The organism is Chryseobacterium tongliaonense (assembly GCF_041224435.1).
Taxonomy (GTDB): Bacteria; Bacteroidota; Bacteroidia; order Flavobacteriales; family Weeksellaceae; genus Chryseobacterium; species Chryseobacterium tongliaoense.
The window spans coordinates 254,279-272,467 of the sequence record NZ_JBGFFD010000002.1 but is presented as its reverse complement, the minus strand read 5'-3'; the positions used below and the strand labels follow the sequence as shown (position 1 = coordinate 272,467).

Sequence of the window (18,189 nt, the reverse complement as noted above, 5' to 3'; positions counted from 1 at the left end):
GCCTGAAAAACACCTGCTTTGTTTAATGAAAAACTGTGTATAGAGAATATGGAAAAAACATGGCGTTGGTTCGGTAAAAAGGACAACATAAAATTAGATATGCTCCGGCAGATCGGAGTGGAAGGTATTGTTTCTGCCCTTCACGATATTCCAAACGGAGAAATATGGCCGCTGGAAGCGATTAATGATTATAAAAATTATATTGAAAGTTTCGGACTTCGTTGGTCTGTAGTTGAAAGCCTTGCTGTAAGCGAGTCTGTCAAATACGGAGGCGAAGACAGAGACCGGTTGATAGATAATTATATCAAAAGTCTGGAAAATCTAGGAAGAGCGGGAGTTACAACAGTTTGCTACAACTTTATGCCGGTCCTGGACTGGGCCCGCACAGATCTGTATTACCAATGGAAAGACGGTTCATCATCATTATATTTTGATAAAGCAAAATTTGCTTATTTCGAAATATATATACTTGAAAGAGAAGGCGCTGAAAATGATTACAGTCCTGAGATTCTTGAAAAAGCCCGTGAGCTTGATAATTCAATGACAGAAGAAGGAAAAAATGATCTTGTAGATTCAATTATTGTTAAAACTCAGGGTTTCGTAAATGGAAACATTAAAGAAGGCGATCAGAATCCCGTTGCTATTTTTAAAAACCTGTTGTCATTGTATGATGGCATAGATAAAGATCAGCTTCGCCGGAATATGAAATATTTCCTTGAAAAAATAATGCCTGTCTGTGAAGAATGGAATATCCAGATGTGTGTACATCCCGATGATCCGCCGTTTTCACTGTTAGGCTTACCCAGAATTGTTACCTGTGAAGAAGACATAGACTGGATTCTGAATGCAGTAAACAATCCCCATAACGGGTTGACATTCTGCACCGGTTCATTAAGTGCCGGACTTCAGAATGACGTTCCGAAATTAGCTAAGAAATATGCTTCCCGTACAAAATTCATTCACCTGCGAAGCACCCGTGTTTTTGATAACGGAGATTTTATCGAAGCCCACCATCTGGAGGGCAGAGGCAAAATTGTTGAGGTCATCCGGATATTTGAAAAAGAAAATCCTGATCTGTCGATGCGCATTGATCATGGCCGCCTTTTAACGGATGATATGGATAAAGGATACAATCCGGGATATTCTTTTTTAGGAAGAATGCTCGCTTTGGGACAGATTGAAGGCGTTATGGCAGCGGTTAAAGCAGAATTACAGAAAAGCTGATGGCAGGCTCTGCAATAATTAATGATACAATAAAATGAACGAAATATTTAGTATAAAAGATAAAGTAGCGGTGATTACAGGAGCTTCAGGTGTTCTGGGCGGCAGTCTTGCCAAAAGCTTTATGGCAGCAGGAGCTAAAGTAGTTGCTGTAGGAAGAAATCAGGAAACTCTGGATGCCCGTGTGACAGAATTGACAGCCTCAGGCGGAGAAGCTTTTGCGGTAGAAGCCAATGTGATGGATATTAAAAGCTTAGAGTTAGCTTCACAGAAAATCACTGCCAAATATGGGAGAATTGATATCCTGCTCAATATCGCCGGCGGTAATATTCCCTCGGCAACCCTGTCCCCGGACCAGTCTTTTTTAGATATGAATATAGAAGGATGGAACCAGGTAACAGATCTTAATATCAACGGAACCGTATATCCAAGCTATGTTTTCGGGAAAGTAATGGCAGAAAAAGGAAGCGGAAGTATTATCAATATCTCTTCAATGGCAGCCTATTCAGCCATTACAAGAGTGGCAGGATATTCAGCGGCAAAATCTGCAATTACCAATTTTACACAGTGGCTTGCTTCAGACCTGGCTTTAAAATACGGTGATAAGATCCGTGTAAATGCTGTTGCTCCGGGATTTTTTATAGGCGATCAGAACCGTGCGATTTTATTAAACCCAGACGGATCTTTCACTGAGAGAAGTAAAAAAGTAATTGCTAAAACCCCGATGGGAAGATTCGGAGAAGCAGAAGAGCTTAATGGTATCGTACAATTCCTCTGCTCAGATGCAGCAAGCTTTATTACAGGTGCTTTGGTGCCTGTTGACGGAGGCTTCAGCGCATTCAGCGGAGTTTAATAATATACAGTTAGCCGCAGGGCCTTCAGATCAGTAATTAAGGCCTTGCTTTTATAAACGAATAGTTCACCATAACTGAATAAAAATATGTCTTATACCCAACCTACAGAACGCAAAGATGTTTTCAGCGAATCTTTCCTTTTAAGCTCCCGGAAAGCAGCGAATCTGTATTTCGGTTATGCGAAGCACATGCCGGTCATTGATTATCACAATCATCTTGAGCCGGACGTTATAGCAAAAAATCAAAATTTCCGTTCCCCTACAGCAATATGGCTGGATGGTGACCATTACAAATGGCGGGCGATGAGAAATTTCGGGATAGAAGAAAAATATATTTCGGGGAATGCAGCGGAAGAAGAAAAATTCCTTAAATGGGCGGAGGTTGTTCCTTATACCCTTCGTAATCCATTGTTTCACTGGACACATCTCGAGCTGAAAAATTCATTCGGAATTCAGGAATACCTGTCTCCAAAAAACAGCCGTTCTGTTTATGAGCAGATGAATAGCAGCCTGCAGAGTCCGGAACTTCTTCCGCAGTCCATCATTACGGGTTTTAATGTTGAAACCCTTTGTACAACAGATGATCCCGCAGATAATCTGGAATATCACAAAGCAATAAAAGAAAGTTCCTTTACGACCCGGGTTCTCCCGGCTTTCCGGCCCGACAGTTACATCAATATAGTGAATCCCGAAAATTATATTTTTCAGATCAAAAAGCTTGAAAATGTGAGCGGAATGGCTATAAAGTCGACCTCGGATTTATTGAATGCGCTGTCTGTAAGAATTCAGTATTTTCATGATCATGGAGCAAGGCTTTCAGACCACGGGTTCGAATACTTTCCTGATACCGAAAAATGGAGCGGAGCATTAGAACATGAATTCAGAGAATTTTTAAACGGAAACAGAAAATCATTCTCAGATTCCGAAGCCCTGTCCGGGTATCTTTTGAAGGAACTTTGTAAAATATATGCAGAAAAAGGCTGGGTTCAGCAGTTTCATATAGGAGCCACCCGGAACAACAATACATTAATGCTGAATAAGATCGGCGTCAATGCCGGCTATGATGCCATTAGCGAACAGTATTTTGCCCAGAGAATGAGTGTGATGTTCGATCAGCTCAATGCAGCCGGGCAGCTCACACAAACTGTAATTTATAATCTTAACCCGGCTTTCAACGAAGTGTTGGCCTCACTTGCGGGCAACTTCAATGAAGGAGGTATCAAATCAAAAATACAGTTAGGTGCTGCATGGTGGTTCCTCGATCAGATGGATGGGATGAAAAAACAGATGAATACGCTTTCCAACATTGGCCTTATCAGCACTTTTATAGGAATGCTTACCGATTCCAGAAGTCTTCTTTCTTTCTCAAGACATGATTATTTCAGAAGGTTGCTTTGCAGTATGTTCGGCAGCGAAATAGAATCCGGGCTGCTTCCCGATGATGAAAAATGGGTGGGAGAAATCATTCAGGATATCTGTTTTAATAACACTAAAAATTATTTCAAATTTTAAATAATGATGCATCAGTCAGGTTCACATAAAATACTTTGCTTCGGGGAATTGCTTTTGCACTTTGCCCCCGATTCTGATGGAGAATGGCTCGGTAATCAGTCCCTTACAACCTGTCTGGGCGGAGCGGAATATAATGTCGCCTCAGCGCTTGCACGGTGGAAAAACCCTGTGAAATATCTTACGGCTTTACCTGAAAATTTCATAGGAGAACAGCTTAGCCATCAACTTCAGAATGAAAAAATTGAAGTATTGGCAGAAAGAAATCCCGGAAGGATTGGTGCGTTTTATCTGGCTTCTGATGGTGATATGCAGCATGCAAAAGTAGTATATGACCGTTTTCCTTCCGTATTTACGGATTCTGATTTTTCGGCCTTTACTTTTGATGAGATTTTTTCAGAAGTAGAATGGCTGCATATCAGCACCATTACACCGGCTTTAAGTGAAAATGCATTTCAGAAATGTCTGGCCCTGATGAAAGAAGCAGGAAAAAGAAATATCACGGTCTCACTGGATCTGAATTATCGTGCCGTACTCTGGAAAAATCAGGATCCTGCAGCGAAAATCAATGCTCTGATGCCATTTGTGAATGTATTGATGGGAAATATCTGGTCTGTTCAGGAATTTCTGGGTATCCCTGTTGAATATGAGCTCAATGGAAAATATGATGATGAGAATCTTTTAAAGCAGGCGGAAAAATCTGCTTCCGAAATTCAGAAGGCTTATCCCAACGTCATATTGATAGGCAATACATTCCGCTTTACAAAAGGAGATGAGGTGAATTATTATGCAACATTATTTGCCGGGCAAAAGCTTTTAATTTCTGATCAGTATTATTCAGCAAAAATTGAAGAAAGGGTAGGAAGCGGCGATGCATTCATGGCTGCACTTATCCATGGAAAAATAAAGGGAAATGCTCCCCAAAAGATTTTAGACGATGCCACCAGGGTAGCTTTCAGAAAACTATTCGTGAAAGGAGATACCATTAACGAAACTATTAATATCGAAGAATTATGAATTTATCGGTTATAGACAAAATAAAAAGCCAGAAAATAGTTCCGCTGTTTTACAACGACTCTTTTGAGGTTTCCAGAAATATCATTCATGCCTTATATGAAGCAGGAATCAGAGTTATTGAATACACCAACCGCGGGAGCCAGGCGCTTGAAAATTTCCGGAAGTTAAAGGAGATTTCAGTCACAGAATTTCCTGAGCTTTTATTAGGAATAGGAACCGTAAAAAATATCCGGGAAATGAGTGATTATATTGAAGTGAAAGCCGATTTTATCATCACTCCGGTTATCAGCGAAGATCTTGTAAAATATTCCGTTCAGCGGGATGTACTCTTAATTCCGGGCTGTTTTACACCGTCTGATGTTAATATTGCCTTTCAGAACGGACTTCAGATGGTGAAGCTTTTTCCGGCGGATGTTTTAGGAAAAAATTATATAAAATCTATACAGCCCGTTTTCCCCGGGATGAATTTCATGCTTACCGGCGGTATCGCTGCGGATGCTGAAGATATCACAGAATGGCTGAACGGAGGTGCATCGGCTGTCGGATTGGGAAGTGCTTTGATCAAGGCTGATTTTTCCACTGGACAGCTGACAGAAAATGTGAAAAAAATACTACAAAAACTTAATTCCAATTAATTAATGCAGATTCCCAAGAAAAGTAACGTAAGATGGTGGATGCTGTCTCTGGTATTTCTCGCCACAACGATCAATTATCTTGACCGCCAGGTGATGGGATTGCTCAAACCTACCTTAGAAGCAGAGTTTCAATGGTCAGAAAAAGATTACAGCTACATTGTTATGGCATTTACCGGAGCTTATGCCTTCGGGTATCTTGCAATGGGACGTTTTATTGACAGGGTAGGAACAAAAATTGGCTATGCCGTTTCTCTAATAGTCTGGAGTATTGCTTCAATGGGACACGGCCTCGTAAAAAGTACTTTTGGGTTTTTAGTGGCAAGAACTACTTTAGGGCTCAGCGAAGCAGGGAATTTTCCTGCAGCTATAAAATCTGTGGCAGAATGGTTTCCCAAAAAAGAACGCGCATTGGCAACAGGTATTTTTAATTCAGGGGCAACCGTAGGGGCCATTCTTGCACCGCTGTTGGTGCCGTGGATTCTCGGACATTATGGATGGCAGCAGACTTTTGTCTGGATTGGTGCGGCAGGGATGCTGTGGATTGTCCTTTGGTGGAAGTTTTATTACGTTCCTGAAAAATCCAAAAACTTAAGTAAGGAAGAATACCGGTATATTAAAAGTGATCAGGAAGAAACCGTTTCTGAACAATCTAAAGTTCCATTATCCGAATTGTTTAAATATAAGGTAACCTGGTCTTTTGCGATCGGCAAAATCATGACAGATCCTATCTGGTATTTCTTTATGTTCTGGCTGCCGGCCTATTTTTCCGATGTCTTTAAAATGGATCTTACAAAACCATCGATACCATTAATCATCATTTACAGCGGAACAACCATCGGAAGTATTGGTGGCGGTTATCTTTCTTCCTTACTGATCAAAAAAGGTTGGGGAATCGGTAAAGCAAGAAGTTTTACGATGCTTCTTTTTGCTCTTATGGTTGTTCCCGTCATGTTTTCAAAATATATAGACAATATGTGGATCATCACAATGGTGATTGCCTTTGCTACTGCTGCACATCAGGGTTGGGGTGCCAATCTGATGACGACGGTAGGTGATAAGTTGCCCAACAATTATGTAAGTTCGGTCATTGGTTTTGGCGGGATGATGGGCTCTGTTGCCGGAATTATTTTTCCTTTATTCATAGGAATCGTTTTGGATTCCTTTAAAAAAGCAGGAAATATCAATGGCGGATACAATATCATATTTTTCATTGCAGGAATTTCCTATCTCGCCGCCTGGATGATTATCTGGCTTTTAAACAGAGATCAATCAAAGAAAATAAACAATAATCTATAAAATAAAATAATGAAACAGAAGATAATGAATACGGTTTTAAAAAGAAATAATGTCAAAGCAATTGCCGCTGCTGCCTTACTTTCAGTCAATAGTTTTTCGGCACAGACTTTTTCAGATTTCAGCTACCGCGGGAATGATAAAATCTATACAGACCATCCATTGAATGATGATGAGTTTTATTCCCCAATACTTCAGGGATGTTATCCGGATCCAAGTATTACCAGAAAAGGAAACGATTACTATCTGGTCAATTCATCTTTCTCTATGTTTCCCGGGGTTCCGATTTTTCATTCTGATGATCTCGTAAACTGGAAGCAGATCGGGCACGTTCTCGACAGACCTTCCCAGCTTAAAGTTGAAAAATCAGGAGTTTCGCAGGGAATTTATGCCCCTGATATCAAATACAATAAGTATAATGACACTTTTTATATGATTACCACCCAGATTGCAGGCGGTATCGGGAATATGGTTGTGAAAACAAAAGATCCCGCAAAAGGATGGAGTGAAGTTCAGAAGCTTAATTTCGACGGGATTGATCCTTCCATTTTCTTTGACGATGACGGCAAAGCATATATCATTCACAATGATGCTCCGCCAAAAGGAACAGAGCTTTATAACGGCCATCGTGTGATCAAGATGTGGGATTATGACCTTGAAAAAGATCAGGTAGTGGCAGGCTCAGATAAAATTATTGTGAATGGCGGTGTGGATATTACCCAGAAGCCGATCTGGATAGAAGGACCCCACCTGTATAAAAAGAACGGAAAGTATTACCTGATGTGTGCAGAAGGCGGAACAGGCGGTAATCACAGTGAAGTTATTTTTATGAGCAGCAGTCCGAAAGGTCCGTTTGTTCCTGCACCCAGCAATCCTATTCTTACACAGAGGTATTTTCCGAAAGACAGAAAAGATAAGGTAGACTGGGCCGGACATGCCGATCTGGTGGAAACACCTGACGGAAAATACTATGGCGTATTTTTAGCCATTCGACCGAATGAAAATAACCGCGTAAACAGCGGTCGCGAAACTTTTATTCTTCCCGTAGACTGGAGTGGAACCTATCCTGTTTTCCAGAACGGCCTTGTTCCTATGAAACCTAAGCTTAAAATGCCTACAGGAGCAAAAAACAAGACCGGGCAAAACGGTTTCTTCCCCAATGGAAATTTTACGTTCTCCGATAATCTTAAAGGCAGCAAGCTGGATTACCGGTGGATTGCAATGAGAGGACCCCGTGAAAACTTTATCAGTGTTTCTAAAAACGGAGTGACCGTTAATCCTTCCGAAAATAATATCAAAGCCTTGGCTCCTGTTTCCGCTTTATTTCACAGGCAGCAGCATGCCGCATTTGAAGCCTCGGTAACGTTGGATTTCAAACCGAAATCTGAAAAAGAGCTGGCGGGAATTACATGCTATCAGAGCGAAAGGTTCAATTATGTTTTTGGAGTGACTAAAAAAGATAAGGATTATTATTTAGTTTTAGAAAGAACAGAAAAAGGAGAGTCCAGGCTTATTGCCAGTGAGAAAATTGCGCTGTCCAAAACTATAAAACTGCAGGTCATCGCAGAAAAAGATGAATACAGCTTTAATTATTCTCCGGACGGTAAAAACTTTAAAAACCTGGGCGGTCCGGTTTCAGGAGACATTCTGTCAACAGATATAGCCGGAGGATTTACCGGAAGCCTGATTGGTTTATACAGTACTTCGTCTAACGATATTAAACCTTAATCATTTTGAATTTAAAAAAATCATTTTATATAGTTTCTTTTTATGGATTTATCGGGCTGAATCTTTTTTCGGCCCAGATGAATCCTGTTCAGAAACAGAACGAAACACCTTTTACCAATCCCATTATCTGGGCGGATGTTCCGGATTTATCAGTAACCAGAAACGGAGATGATTTTTATCTGATCAGTACCACAATGCATCTGATGCCGGGAGCTCCGGTAATGCATTCCCGGGATCTTGTCCATTGGGAAATGGCAAGCTATGTTTTCAATACGCTGAATGACAATTCCAAATATGACCTTCTGGAAGGCACCGTTTACGGCAGAGGGCAATGGGCTTCTTCCATACGGTATCACAAAGGGAAATACTATGTTTTGTTTTCTCCGAATGATGAGCCTTTCAAATCTTATTTCTATGTGACTGATAACCCTGAAAAAGGAAAATGGAAACTCATCACCCGAACACGGCATTTTCATGATGCTTCACTGTTTTTCGATAATGATGACAGGGTATATGTTTTCACTTCCAACAAAGTTTTTGAACTGAGTCCTGACTTTAAAGAGGTTATCGGAAACTCTAATGGAACTGAGGTATTTCAGAAAGATGCTTCGGAAACCGGACTTCTGGAAGGAAATCAGATCATCAAAAGAAACGGGAAATACTATATGATGATGATTTCGTGGCCAAGAAACGGAAAACGCCGTCAGGTAGTCTACAGAGCTGATAAAGTGACAGGACCTTATGAGAAAAAAGTGATTCTTGAAGACAATTTTTTAGGATTTTCCTACGCTGGCCAGGGAGCTTTGATCGATGATAAAAACGGAAACTGGTACTCCCTTATTTTCCAAGACAGAAACGGAGTGGGACGTGTTCCGCTGTTGCTGCCCGTACAATGGGAAAACGACTGGCCGGTGTTGGGAGAAAACGGAAAAGTTCCTCTGAAAGGTGAAGTTCCTCTTCCGCCATTCAAAGCAAAAAATCATTTGGTGGAAAGTGATGAGTTCTCTGATAAAGAAATGAAAATCCAGTGGCAATGGAACCATAATCCGGTGAATGAAGCGTGGTCTTTATCCGAAAGAAAAGGATTTTTGAGGCTGAAAACCAGCAGAATGGTAGATAATCTTTACGCAGCACCCAATACTTTAACCCAGAGAATGGAAGGTCCGACCTCTTCAGCAATTGTTGCCATGGACCTCAAAGGAATGAAAGATGGAGATATTGCCGGTTTCAGTGCTTTCAATGGTGACTCCGGGATCTTATCAATAGTGAGAGAAGGCAAAGAAAAATTCATTGTTTTTTCAACCAATGAAGTGAGTCTGGACAATAAGACAAAAGCGATTACAGGGGTTAAAAAAGAAGAGAAAAAACGCATTCCTCTCAAGTCGGATAAAGTTTTCCTTCGTATTGATGCCAATTTTAATCTTGGAAAAGATCTTGCAGACTTTTATTACAGTACGGATCAGAAAAGCTGGACAGAAATGGCAAAGGATTACAAAATGATCTTTGATTACCGGAGATTTTTTATGGGATCGAAATTCGCGATTTTTAATTATGCCACTAAAAATACCGGAGGATTTGTAGATGTAGATTTTTTCAGAGTCAGTGAAGCCGGAAAGAAATAGGAATAAAATCAGAGAGGCAGGGAAAAGTCTGCTATCAATATTGAAATAAAATAATACCCTATTATTTTTTTATCTGAAATAATAAGTGTTAAAAATACAAATAAAAATCATGAATAAATCAGTTGTATTAGCATTAAGTTTTATGCTGTCAGGAGTTTTTATTTCTGCACAGGCTTTTGAGAAAAAGGTGCCACAGGATTTTGATACGGAGAAAAAAGAAATTCCACACGGAAAGATTGATACCATACAATATTCGTCTGTAACTGTTGGTACGACACGCAAAGCGTTGGTATATACTCCTCCCGGATATAAAAAAGGCAATAAGTATCCTGTTTTATACCTGCTTCACGGCATTGGCGGAGATGAAAAAGAATGGTTCCGAAATGGGACACCCCATATTATTTTAGATAACCTGTATGCCAAAGGAAAGCTTACCCCAATGATCGTCGTGCTGCCTAACGGTCGTGCAATGAAAGACGACAGGGCAACCGGAGATATCATGGCAAAAGATAAAGTGGAAGCTTTTACAGCCTTTGAAAAAAACCTGCTGAATGATCTGATTCCTTTTGTAGAAAAAAAATATCCGGTAAAAAAAGACAGAAATGACAGAGCCATTGCCGGACTTTCCATGGGTGGCGGGCAGACCCTGAATTTCGGATTGGGCAATATCGACAGGTTCGCATGGGTAGGGGCTTTTTCCGCAGCTCCGAATACCAAAGAGCCTCAGCTGCTTCTTCCGGATCCATCCAAAGCCAAAGAATTAAAGCTTTTATGGATTTCATGTGGAGATCAGGACAGATTGATGCCTTTCAGCAAAAGAACAAGCGACTATCTCACAGAAAATAAAGTTCCGCATATTTTTTATGTAGAGCCGGGCGGTCACGATTTCAAAGTCTGGAAAAATGATCTGTATCTGTTTTCACAACTGCTTTTCAAACCTGTAAATCAGGAAGACGTTAACCTTGTTCTGAAATCAGAATAAATACCAATGACTTTGAAAATTTGATCTCACCATAATCCATAAACAATGAATTTCAGCAAAATAACCAGTAAAGCATTGATCATCACGGTGGTAATACTATCGGGAAATACCTATGCACAGTCCTACAGGAAAACAGATTCCGGATTGAGCTTTTCTGCAGAGAATATCGCTGTTGAAATAAAATTGTATGGAGAAAATATGATAAGAGTCATTAAATATCCCGCCGGAAAATCATGGGTAAAAAATAGTTTGTCCGTCATTAAGCAGGAACAAAAAATTAAATTTTCAGTTTCAGAAAAAGATAATACTATTTCATTAAAAACGAATGACCTGTTGCTTTCCATTAATGCTAAAAATGGAGTGATCACTTATAAATCGTCATTGGGCAAAGAACTTCTGAAAGAAACCGCAAGTGATTTCAAACCATTTAATGACGCCGGAAATCAGACCTATTCTGTAATACAGGATTTTCAGCTCGAAAAAGACGAACCTATCTACGGTTTGGGAATTCTGCAAAACGGAAAAATGTCTCAGCGGAATACCGATGTAAAAATGATTCAGAATAATACATGGGATTTTGTGCCTTTTTTCCAGTCTGTAAAGGGATATGGTATCTTTTGGGACAACTATTCACCGACACAATTTACGGATACGCCCCAGAAAACATCCTTTTCGTCAGAAGTGGGAGATGGCATTGATTATTATTTTATGTACGGCAAAAATGCCGATGGAGTAGTTGCTGCAATGCGCGATCTTACAGGGAATGTACCGATGCTTCCTTTGTGGACATATGGCTACTGGCAAAGCAAAGAACGTTACAAGAGCCAGAATGAGCTGACAGAGGTGGTTAAAAAATACCGTGATCTGAAAGTTCCTTTAGACGGAATCATACAGGACTGGCAATACTGGGGAAACAATTATCAGTGGAATGCAATGGATTTCATCAGTCCCGATTTTCCGGATGCTAAAAAAATGGTACAGGATATCCATGACATGAACGCTCATCTTTCGGTTTCCATCTGGTCGTCATTCGGGCCAATGACCAAACAATATCGTGAAATGGATTCAAAAGGAGTGCTTTTCAATATCAGTACCTGGCCGGAATCAGGCAGGGATGTCTGGCCTCCGGATATGAATTATCCTTCCGGTGTCCGTGTTTATGATGCTTACAATCCTGAAGCCAGAAATATATACTGGAAATATCTGAATAAAGGTATTTTCAGCCTGGGAGTAGATTCCTGGTGGATGGATTCAACGGAACCTGATCATCTCAGCCAGAAAGCGGAAGATCTGGATACCAAAACCTATCTCGGCTCATTCAGAAAAGTAAGAAACGCTTATCCGCTGATGACGGTAGGCGGTGTTTACGATAATCAGCGTGAAACTTCCGGTGATAAAAGGGTTTTTATTTTAACCAGGTCAGCTTTTGCAGGCCAGCAGAGATATGCAGCCAATACATGGTCAGGCGATGTCAACTCTTCCTGGGAAACATTGCGCAAACAGGTGCCTGCAGGATTGAATTTCAGTCTTACCGGAAACCCGAATTTCAATTCCGATATCGGTGGTTTCTTTGCCGGTGTTTATAAAAGAAATGGAGGTCCAAATAATCCGATGTTTCAGGAATTGTATGTCCGCTGGCTGCAGTATGGAACTTTTACGCCAATGATGCGTTCGCATGGAACCGATGTGCCGAGAGAGATTTACCAGTTCGGGAATAAAGGTGGTGCCGTATATGATGCAATAGAAAAATTCATTAGGCTGCGTTACAGTATGTTACCCTATATCTATTCCGTTTCCTGGGATATTTCAAAAAATGGATCAAGCTTTATGAGGGCACTTTCCATGGATTTTCCTTCAGACAAAAAAACGTGGGATATGAATGATGAATATCTGTTTGGAAAATCATTATTAGTGGCACCGGTTCTCAATGCCCAATATACACCTGAAAAGCTTATCAAAACCGATGAAAATGAAGGCTGGAATAAAAACGACGGTAACAAGGAAAATTCGGTTTCCAACATAGATTTTACCCAAAATAAAAATGTGAAAGTTTACCTTCCGGAAGGAGCAGATTGGTTTGACTTCTGGAATAATGAAAAATATACTGGCGGCCGGGAAATTGATAAAACAGTGAATATTCAAAGCATTCCATTATATGTAAAAGCAGGAAGTATCATTCCGTTGGGTCCCGATGTTCAGTATGCAACAGAAAAAAAATGGGATAATCTTACCGTGAAAATTTATCCGGGTGCGGATGCTTCTTTTGTGTTGTATGAGGATGAATTTGATAATTATAATTACGAAAAAGGAGCCTATACGGAAATACCTTTTCACTGGAACGAAAAATCAAAAACACTCTCGATCGGTGACCGGAAAGGTAAATACAAAGGAATGATTGAGATACGGAGTTTTAATCTGATTCTTCCGAATGGTCAGCAGAAAACGATAAGTTATTCCGGAAAAAAAGTAGATGTCCATTTTAAATAAGCTTAAAATATTGAATATGAAGAATTTAAGTTTAATAATAATATTGGGTTTTTTCCAAATTTGTTTCGCCCAAAATCCGGTCATCCAGACCAAATTCACTGCCGATCCTGCGCCAATGGTTTACAAAGACACGGTTTTTCTTTATACCAGCCATGACGAAGATGATGCGTTTGGTTTTAAAATGAAAAACTGGCTGCTTTACACTTCTGTTGATATGGTCAATTGGACTGATCACGGAATAGTGGCTTCTTTAAAAGATTTCAAATGGACTGATCCTGAAAACGGAGCCTGGGCTCCTCAGGTGATCGAAAGAAACGGAAAGTTTTATATGTATTGTCCGATGCCGGGACAAAGAGGAATCGGGGTTTTAGTGGCTGACAGCCCGTATGGTCCTTTCAAAGATCCTATAGGAAAGCCTTTGGTTAAAAATTCGAGTGATGATATAGACCCTACTGTTCTGATTGATGATGACGGCCAGGCATACCTCTATTGGGGGAATCCTAATCTTTGGTATGTAAAGTTGAATAAAGATATGATTTCTGTGAATGGAGATGTTGTAAAAGATCCGTCGATTGCTAAAGTGAAAGGCTCACCTGATCTGTTTCATTACCAGGAAGGACCCTGGGCATGGAAAAGAAACGAACTTTATTATTTGGCGTATGCATCCACCTGCTGCCCTGAAGGAATCGGGTATGCAATAAGCAAATCTGCAACCGGCCCCTGGGAATTCAAGGGAATGATAATGGACAGTGACAGGCGTTCTAACGGAAACCATCCGGGAATCATTGATTATAAAGGGAAAACTTATATTTTCGGATTCAATTATAATATAGGAAAGCAGACGATGAGCAAGCATTATGAACGCCGTTCTGTCTGCGTAAGCGAAATGAAATATAACGCTGACGGGACGATACAGAAACTGCCTTTCTGGAATCCTGAAGGTGTAAAAAGGATCGCTACCCTCAATCCTTACAATAAAACAGAAGCGGAAACCATTGCATTCAGCGAAGGTCTGAAAACTGAGAAACTGACCGAATGGGAAAGAAACAACCCTTACGATACGGGTAAGAAAATTACTGACCGTATGGTAGTTTCATCCATCAATAATGGGGACTATATCAAAGTACAGGGTGTGGAATTTTCCAAAGGAGCTCAATCTATAGAGATTTCGGTAGCTGCTCTGTACGGCGGCAATATAGAAGTTCATACCGATACGCCTGACGGACCGGTTTTAGGAATTGTAAAAGTAACAGGAAAAGCAGAAGGCGACATTTTCAAAACCATTAAAACACCTGTGAAAAGTATCACTGGTATTCATGATCTGTATTTTATATTCAAAGGAGACAGAGATCTTTTCTATTTCGACTGGTGGAAGTTTAATTAAATCGGTTTAAATCATGTTGAAGAATATACTATTTTTAATTACAGGAATTACTTTGCTGTCCTTTACTGCTTCTAAAGCTCAGTCAGTGGTCTGGCTGGATAAACTGGATTTGAGCACTGTAACTCAGGGACATGGAAAGCCGGGAATTAATACTTCTGTAGACGGAAAAAAACTGACCATTGCCGGCGAAACATTTGACAGAGGTTTTGGGACACACGCTGAAAGTTCCTTATTGATTAAAATAAACGGGAAAGTCAAAAAATTCTCAGCTTTAGCAGGAATAGATGATGAGATCAAAGGGCAGAACCCTGCTGTGGAATTTGAAATTTACGGAGATAATAAAAAACTCTGGTCCAGCGGGCTCATGCATCTGGGAGACAAAGCAAAATCGGTTTCCGTTTCATTGGAAGGGATCAGGCAATTGGAACTCGTAGTTACCGATGGTGGAAACGGCCCTTATTATGATCATGCGGACTGGGTAAATGCCAGATTTGAAACTATGGGAGTTTCTACATTACAAACATTTAACCCCATTGCTTCGGAACCTTATATTTTAACACCTCCACCTGCTGCTTCCCCTCGTATCAATTCAGCCGGAATTTACGGAGTCCGTCCCGGTTCGCCATTTCTTTTCAGGATTCCGGCAACAGGAGAAAGACCGATGACTTTTTCAGCAAAAAATCTTCCCGATGGTTTAAAAATCGATACTCAAACCGGAATTATTACCGGAAAAATCGATGTAAAAGGCAATTACGAAGTTGTATTGTCTGCTGACAATGCAAAAGGCTCAGCCTCAAAAAAATTAAAAATAGAATGTGGTGACAGAATCGCTCTCACGCCTACAATGGGCTGGAATAGCTGGAACTGCTTCGGACATGAAGTTTCTGCCGACAAAGTGAAACGTGCAGCAGACGCTCTTATAAAATCAGGATTAATCAATCATGGCTGGAATTATATCAATATCGATGATTCATGGCAATATAACAGGGACGGAAAGGACCCTTCATTCCACGGAAAAATGCGTGATGAAAATGGTTATATCCTGACCAATTCCAAATTTCCGGATATGAAAGGCCTTGCGGATTACATTCATAACAACGGATTGAAAATGGGAATTTATTCTTCTCCCGGCCCATGGACCTGTGGCGGATGTGCCGGAAGCTACGGTTACGAAAAACAGGATGCTGAAAGCTACACTAAATGGGGCGTTGATTACCTGAAATACGACTGGTGCAGTTATGGCGGCGTAATTGACGGGTTGCCGGATAATGATCCCGGTAAAGTTCCTTCTCTCGCCTTTCAGGGTGGCGGAGATTTGGATAAAGGCGTGAAACCGTTCAGACTGATGGGAAATCTTTTGAAACAACAGCCAAGAGATATTGTATACAACCTCTGCCAGTATGGCATGGGCGATGTGTGGAAGTGGGGTGATGAGGTCAATGCACAATCCTGGCGTACCACCAACGATATTACAGATACCTGGTCAAGCGTAAAGAATATTGCTCTTGCTCAGGATAAGGCGGCTCCTTTTGCGAAGCCCGGAAACCGGAATGATCCGGATATGCTGGTTGTTGGCGTTGTAGGTTGGGGAAATCCGCATCAAAGCCGATTGAAACCTGATGAGCAATATCTTCATATGAGTCTGTGGAGTATTTTTTCAGCACCATTGCTGATTGGCTGTGACCTTGAGAAACTGGATGAATTTACCCTAAATCTGCTGACCAATGACGAGGTAATTGCGGTAAATCAGGATGCCTTGGGAAAGCAGGGTGTTTGTTTACAGACCATAGGTGAACTCAGAATTTATGTTAAAGAACTGGAAGACGGAGGCAAAGCGGTGGCATTCGCCAATTTCGGAAGAGAAAAAGTGAAACTACCGTATAAAGATTTCAAAAAATTAGCGATTTCAGGTGCTCAGACGGTGCGCGATCTTTGGAGACAGAAGAATATTGCAGAAATCAATACCGATATAGGAACTCTGTCCCTTGATATTCCTGCACATGGTGTTGCTTACTATAAATTCATTTCACCCAAATAATAGTATTTAAATATGATTCAACGAAACTTAAAATATATTACACTCACTTTTCTGTTGGCAGGTATCGGTATTTCTGCTCAGAATCCGGTTATTCAGACGCATTTTACACCAGATCCGGCTCCAATGGTCTATAAAGGAAAAATATATGTTTATACAGGAGATGATCAGCCGGGGTTTGATTTTTACACGATGACCAAATGGAGGGTGTATTCCACGGAAGATATGGTCAATTACACAGACCACGGTTCACCCATTTCTTTAGAGTCTTTCAGCTGGGCGCGGGACAGAGCCTGGGCGGCGCAGTGTATTGAAAGAAATGGCAAATTCTACTGGTATATCTGTGTACAGACTATTGATAACAATATGGCTATTGGTGTTGCAGTATCTGACGGTCCCACCGGACCATTCAAAGATGCTTTGGGAAAACCGTTGATTTCGACCGGGACCTGGAATAATATTGACCCGACGGTTTTTATAGATGATGACGGGCAGGCTTATCTGTATTGGGGGAACAGTAAATTATTTTATGTGAAGCTCAATAAAGATATGACTTCTTATCAGGGGGAAATCACAGAAATTCCGCAATCGGTGGAAACTTTTGGTGGGCTGAGACGTCCCGGGAAAAGTGATGAAGTTTTGCAGAAGCAGGAGAAATTTGATGATGTGTACGTAGAAGGGCCATGGCTTTACAAACGTAACAATCAATACTATATGATGTATGCAGGAATGACCGGAAAAACAGAATGTTTATCCTATTCAACCAGTCCGTCACCAACCGGACCATGGAAATATCAGGGGAAAATTATGACTGACCAGGCAACCAACAGTTTTACCAACCACGGCGGAATTATCGATTTCAAAGGAAAATCCTACCTGTTCTACCATACCGGATTATTGCCGGCCGGTGGAAGCTACGGACGTTCAACTGCTATCGAAGAATTCAAATATAATGCCGACGGAAGTATTCCGAAGATAACAATGACCAAAGAAGGTGTGACTCCGGCAGGAACCTTAAATCCATACCAGAGAACCGAAGCCGAGACCATGGCGTGGTCGGAAAAATGCAGCACTTCCGAAAACAAGAAAACCGGAGTGTATGTTTCCGATGTCAGAGCAGGAGGGTATATCAAAGTCCGTTCAGTGAACTTTGAAAAAGGTGCTTCTGAATTTTCAGCTTCTGTTGCCGCAGGAATTGATGGTGGCATCCTGGAAGTTCATCTGGATGATACTAAAGGACCGAAAATAGCCCAGATTGATATTTCGAGAACCGGTGGCTGGGAAGAATTTAAAACCCTGACAACAAAAATTTCAGAATCTGTTTCCGGTATTCATGATGTATACTTTGTGTTTCAGGGGAAAAATATTACGGCAGGAAGAAAGCTGTTTAATTTCGATTACTGGAGCTTTCAGAAAAAATAAA

13 protein-coding genes are annotated in these 18,189 nt (G+C 40.8%); all 13 read left to right on the top strand.

The window, feature by feature from the left end; all coding sequences use genetic code 11:
- Positions 1–48 precede the first annotated feature (48 nt).
- Positions 49–1,224 carry a mannonate dehydratase gene (gene uxuA, locus AB8P06_RS05510; RefSeq protein WP_369838998.1) on the top strand — a complete coding sequence of 392 codons (1,176 nt, stop codon included), beginning with the start codon at positions 49–51 and terminating at the stop codon, positions 1,222–1,224.
- Between the two features lie 34 nt (positions 1,225–1,258).
- Complete coding sequence (locus AB8P06_RS05505) at positions 1,259–2,074, top strand: SDR family oxidoreductase (RefSeq protein ID WP_369838995.1); 816 nt, start codon at positions 1,259–1,261, stop codon at positions 2,072–2,074.
- An 87-nt stretch (positions 2,075–2,161) separates the two neighbouring features.
- Positions 2,162–3,586: a glucuronate isomerase gene (uxaC, locus tag AB8P06_RS05500; RefSeq protein ID WP_369838992.1), complete on the top strand. Its 1,425-nt coding sequence runs from the start codon at positions 2,162–2,164 to the stop codon at positions 3,584–3,586.
- Between the two features lie 3 nt (positions 3,587–3,589).
- A complete protein-coding gene (locus AB8P06_RS05495; protein ID WP_369838989.1) occupies positions 3,590–4,600 on the top strand; it encodes a sugar kinase in 1,011 nt (336 codons plus the stop codon).
- Entirely contained in the window at positions 4,597–5,235 is a 639-nt protein-coding gene (locus AB8P06_RS05490) for a bifunctional 4-hydroxy-2-oxoglutarate aldolase/2-dehydro-3-deoxy-phosphogluconate aldolase (RefSeq protein WP_369838986.1), read from the top strand. Before AB8P06_RS05495 ends, AB8P06_RS05490 begins: the two co-directional genes overlap by 4 nt.
- Positions 5,236–5,238: 3 nt before the next feature.
- Entirely contained in the window at positions 5,239–6,531 is a 1,293-nt protein-coding gene (locus AB8P06_RS05485) for an MFS transporter (RefSeq protein WP_369838983.1), read from the top strand.
- 9 nt (positions 6,532–6,540) lie between these two features.
- Positions 6,541–8,256 (top strand): glycoside hydrolase family 43 protein, encoded by a 1,716-nt coding sequence (locus AB8P06_RS05480; RefSeq protein ID WP_369838980.1) that lies wholly within the window; start codon positions 6,541–6,543, stop codon positions 8,254–8,256.
- A gap of 5 nt (positions 8,257–8,261) precedes the next feature.
- Positions 8,262–9,878, top strand: coding sequence for a glycoside hydrolase family 43 protein (locus AB8P06_RS05475; RefSeq protein ID WP_369838977.1), 1,617 nt, complete (start codon positions 8,262–8,264; stop codon positions 9,876–9,878).
- A gap of 109 nt (positions 9,879–9,987) precedes the next feature.
- On the top strand, positions 9,988–10,860 hold the full coding sequence (locus AB8P06_RS05470) for an alpha/beta hydrolase (protein WP_369838974.1): 873 nt from the start codon (positions 9,988–9,990) through the stop codon (positions 10,858–10,860).
- Between the two features lie 45 nt (positions 10,861–10,905).
- Complete coding sequence (locus AB8P06_RS05465; protein ID WP_369838972.1) at positions 10,906–13,347, top strand: glycoside hydrolase family 31 protein; 2,442 nt, start codon at positions 10,906–10,908, stop codon at positions 13,345–13,347.
- Positions 13,348–13,363: 16 nt separating this feature from the next.
- The gene (locus AB8P06_RS05460) at positions 13,364–14,731 is read left to right on the top strand and encodes a glycoside hydrolase family 43 protein (protein ID WP_369838969.1); all 1,368 of its coding nucleotides are present in this window, start codon (positions 13,364–13,366) and stop codon (positions 14,729–14,731) included.
- Positions 14,732–14,744: 13 nt separating this feature from the next.
- Positions 14,745–16,769, top strand: a complete 2,025-nt coding sequence (locus tag AB8P06_RS05455) for an NPCBM/NEW2 domain-containing protein (protein ID WP_369838966.1) — start codon at positions 14,745–14,747, stop codon at positions 16,767–16,769.
- Positions 16,770–16,781: 12 nt separating this feature from the next.
- Positions 16,782–18,188 (top strand): glycoside hydrolase family 43 protein, encoded by a 1,407-nt coding sequence (locus tag AB8P06_RS05450; protein WP_369838963.1) that lies wholly within the window; start codon positions 16,782–16,784, stop codon positions 18,186–18,188.
- The last annotated feature ends 1 nt before the right edge of the window (position 18,189 follow it).

What these genes read in the sequence shown, in the direction of transcription:
- AB8P06_RS05480 (WP_369838980.1), top strand. Translation starts at nt 6,541, where the DNA reads ATGAAACAGAAGATAATGAATACGGTTTTAAAAAGAAATAATGTCAAA.
- AB8P06_RS05460 (WP_369838969.1), top strand. Translation starts at nt 13,364, where the DNA reads ATGAAGAATTTAAGTTTAATAATAATATTGGGTTTTTTCCAAATTTGT.
- uxaC (WP_369838992.1), top strand. Translation starts at nt 2,162, where the DNA reads ATGTCTTATACCCAACCTACAGAACGCAAAGATGTTTTCAGCGAATCT.
- AB8P06_RS05450 (WP_369838963.1), top strand. Translation starts at nt 16,782, where the DNA reads ATGATTCAACGAAACTTAAAATATATTACACTCACTTTTCTGTTGGCA.
- uxuA (WP_369838998.1), top strand. Translation starts at nt 49, where the DNA reads ATGGAAAAAACATGGCGTTGGTTCGGTAAAAAGGACAACATAAAATTA.
- AB8P06_RS05495 (WP_369838989.1), top strand. Translation starts at nt 3,590, where the DNA reads ATGATGCATCAGTCAGGTTCACATAAAATACTTTGCTTCGGGGAATTG.
- AB8P06_RS05455 (WP_369838966.1), top strand. Translation starts at nt 14,745, where the DNA reads ATGTTGAAGAATATACTATTTTTAATTACAGGAATTACTTTGCTGTCC.
- AB8P06_RS05490 (WP_369838986.1), top strand. Translation starts at nt 4,597, where the DNA reads ATGAATTTATCGGTTATAGACAAAATAAAAAGCCAGAAAATAGTTCCG.
- AB8P06_RS05465 (WP_369838972.1), top strand. Translation starts at nt 10,906, where the DNA reads ATGAATTTCAGCAAAATAACCAGTAAAGCATTGATCATCACGGTGGTA.
- AB8P06_RS05505 (WP_369838995.1), top strand. Translation starts at nt 1,259, where the DNA reads ATGAACGAAATATTTAGTATAAAAGATAAAGTAGCGGTGATTACAGGA.
- AB8P06_RS05485 (WP_369838983.1), top strand. Translation starts at nt 5,239, where the DNA reads ATGCAGATTCCCAAGAAAAGTAACGTAAGATGGTGGATGCTGTCTCTG.
- AB8P06_RS05470 (WP_369838974.1), top strand. Translation starts at nt 9,988, where the DNA reads ATGAATAAATCAGTTGTATTAGCATTAAGTTTTATGCTGTCAGGAGTT.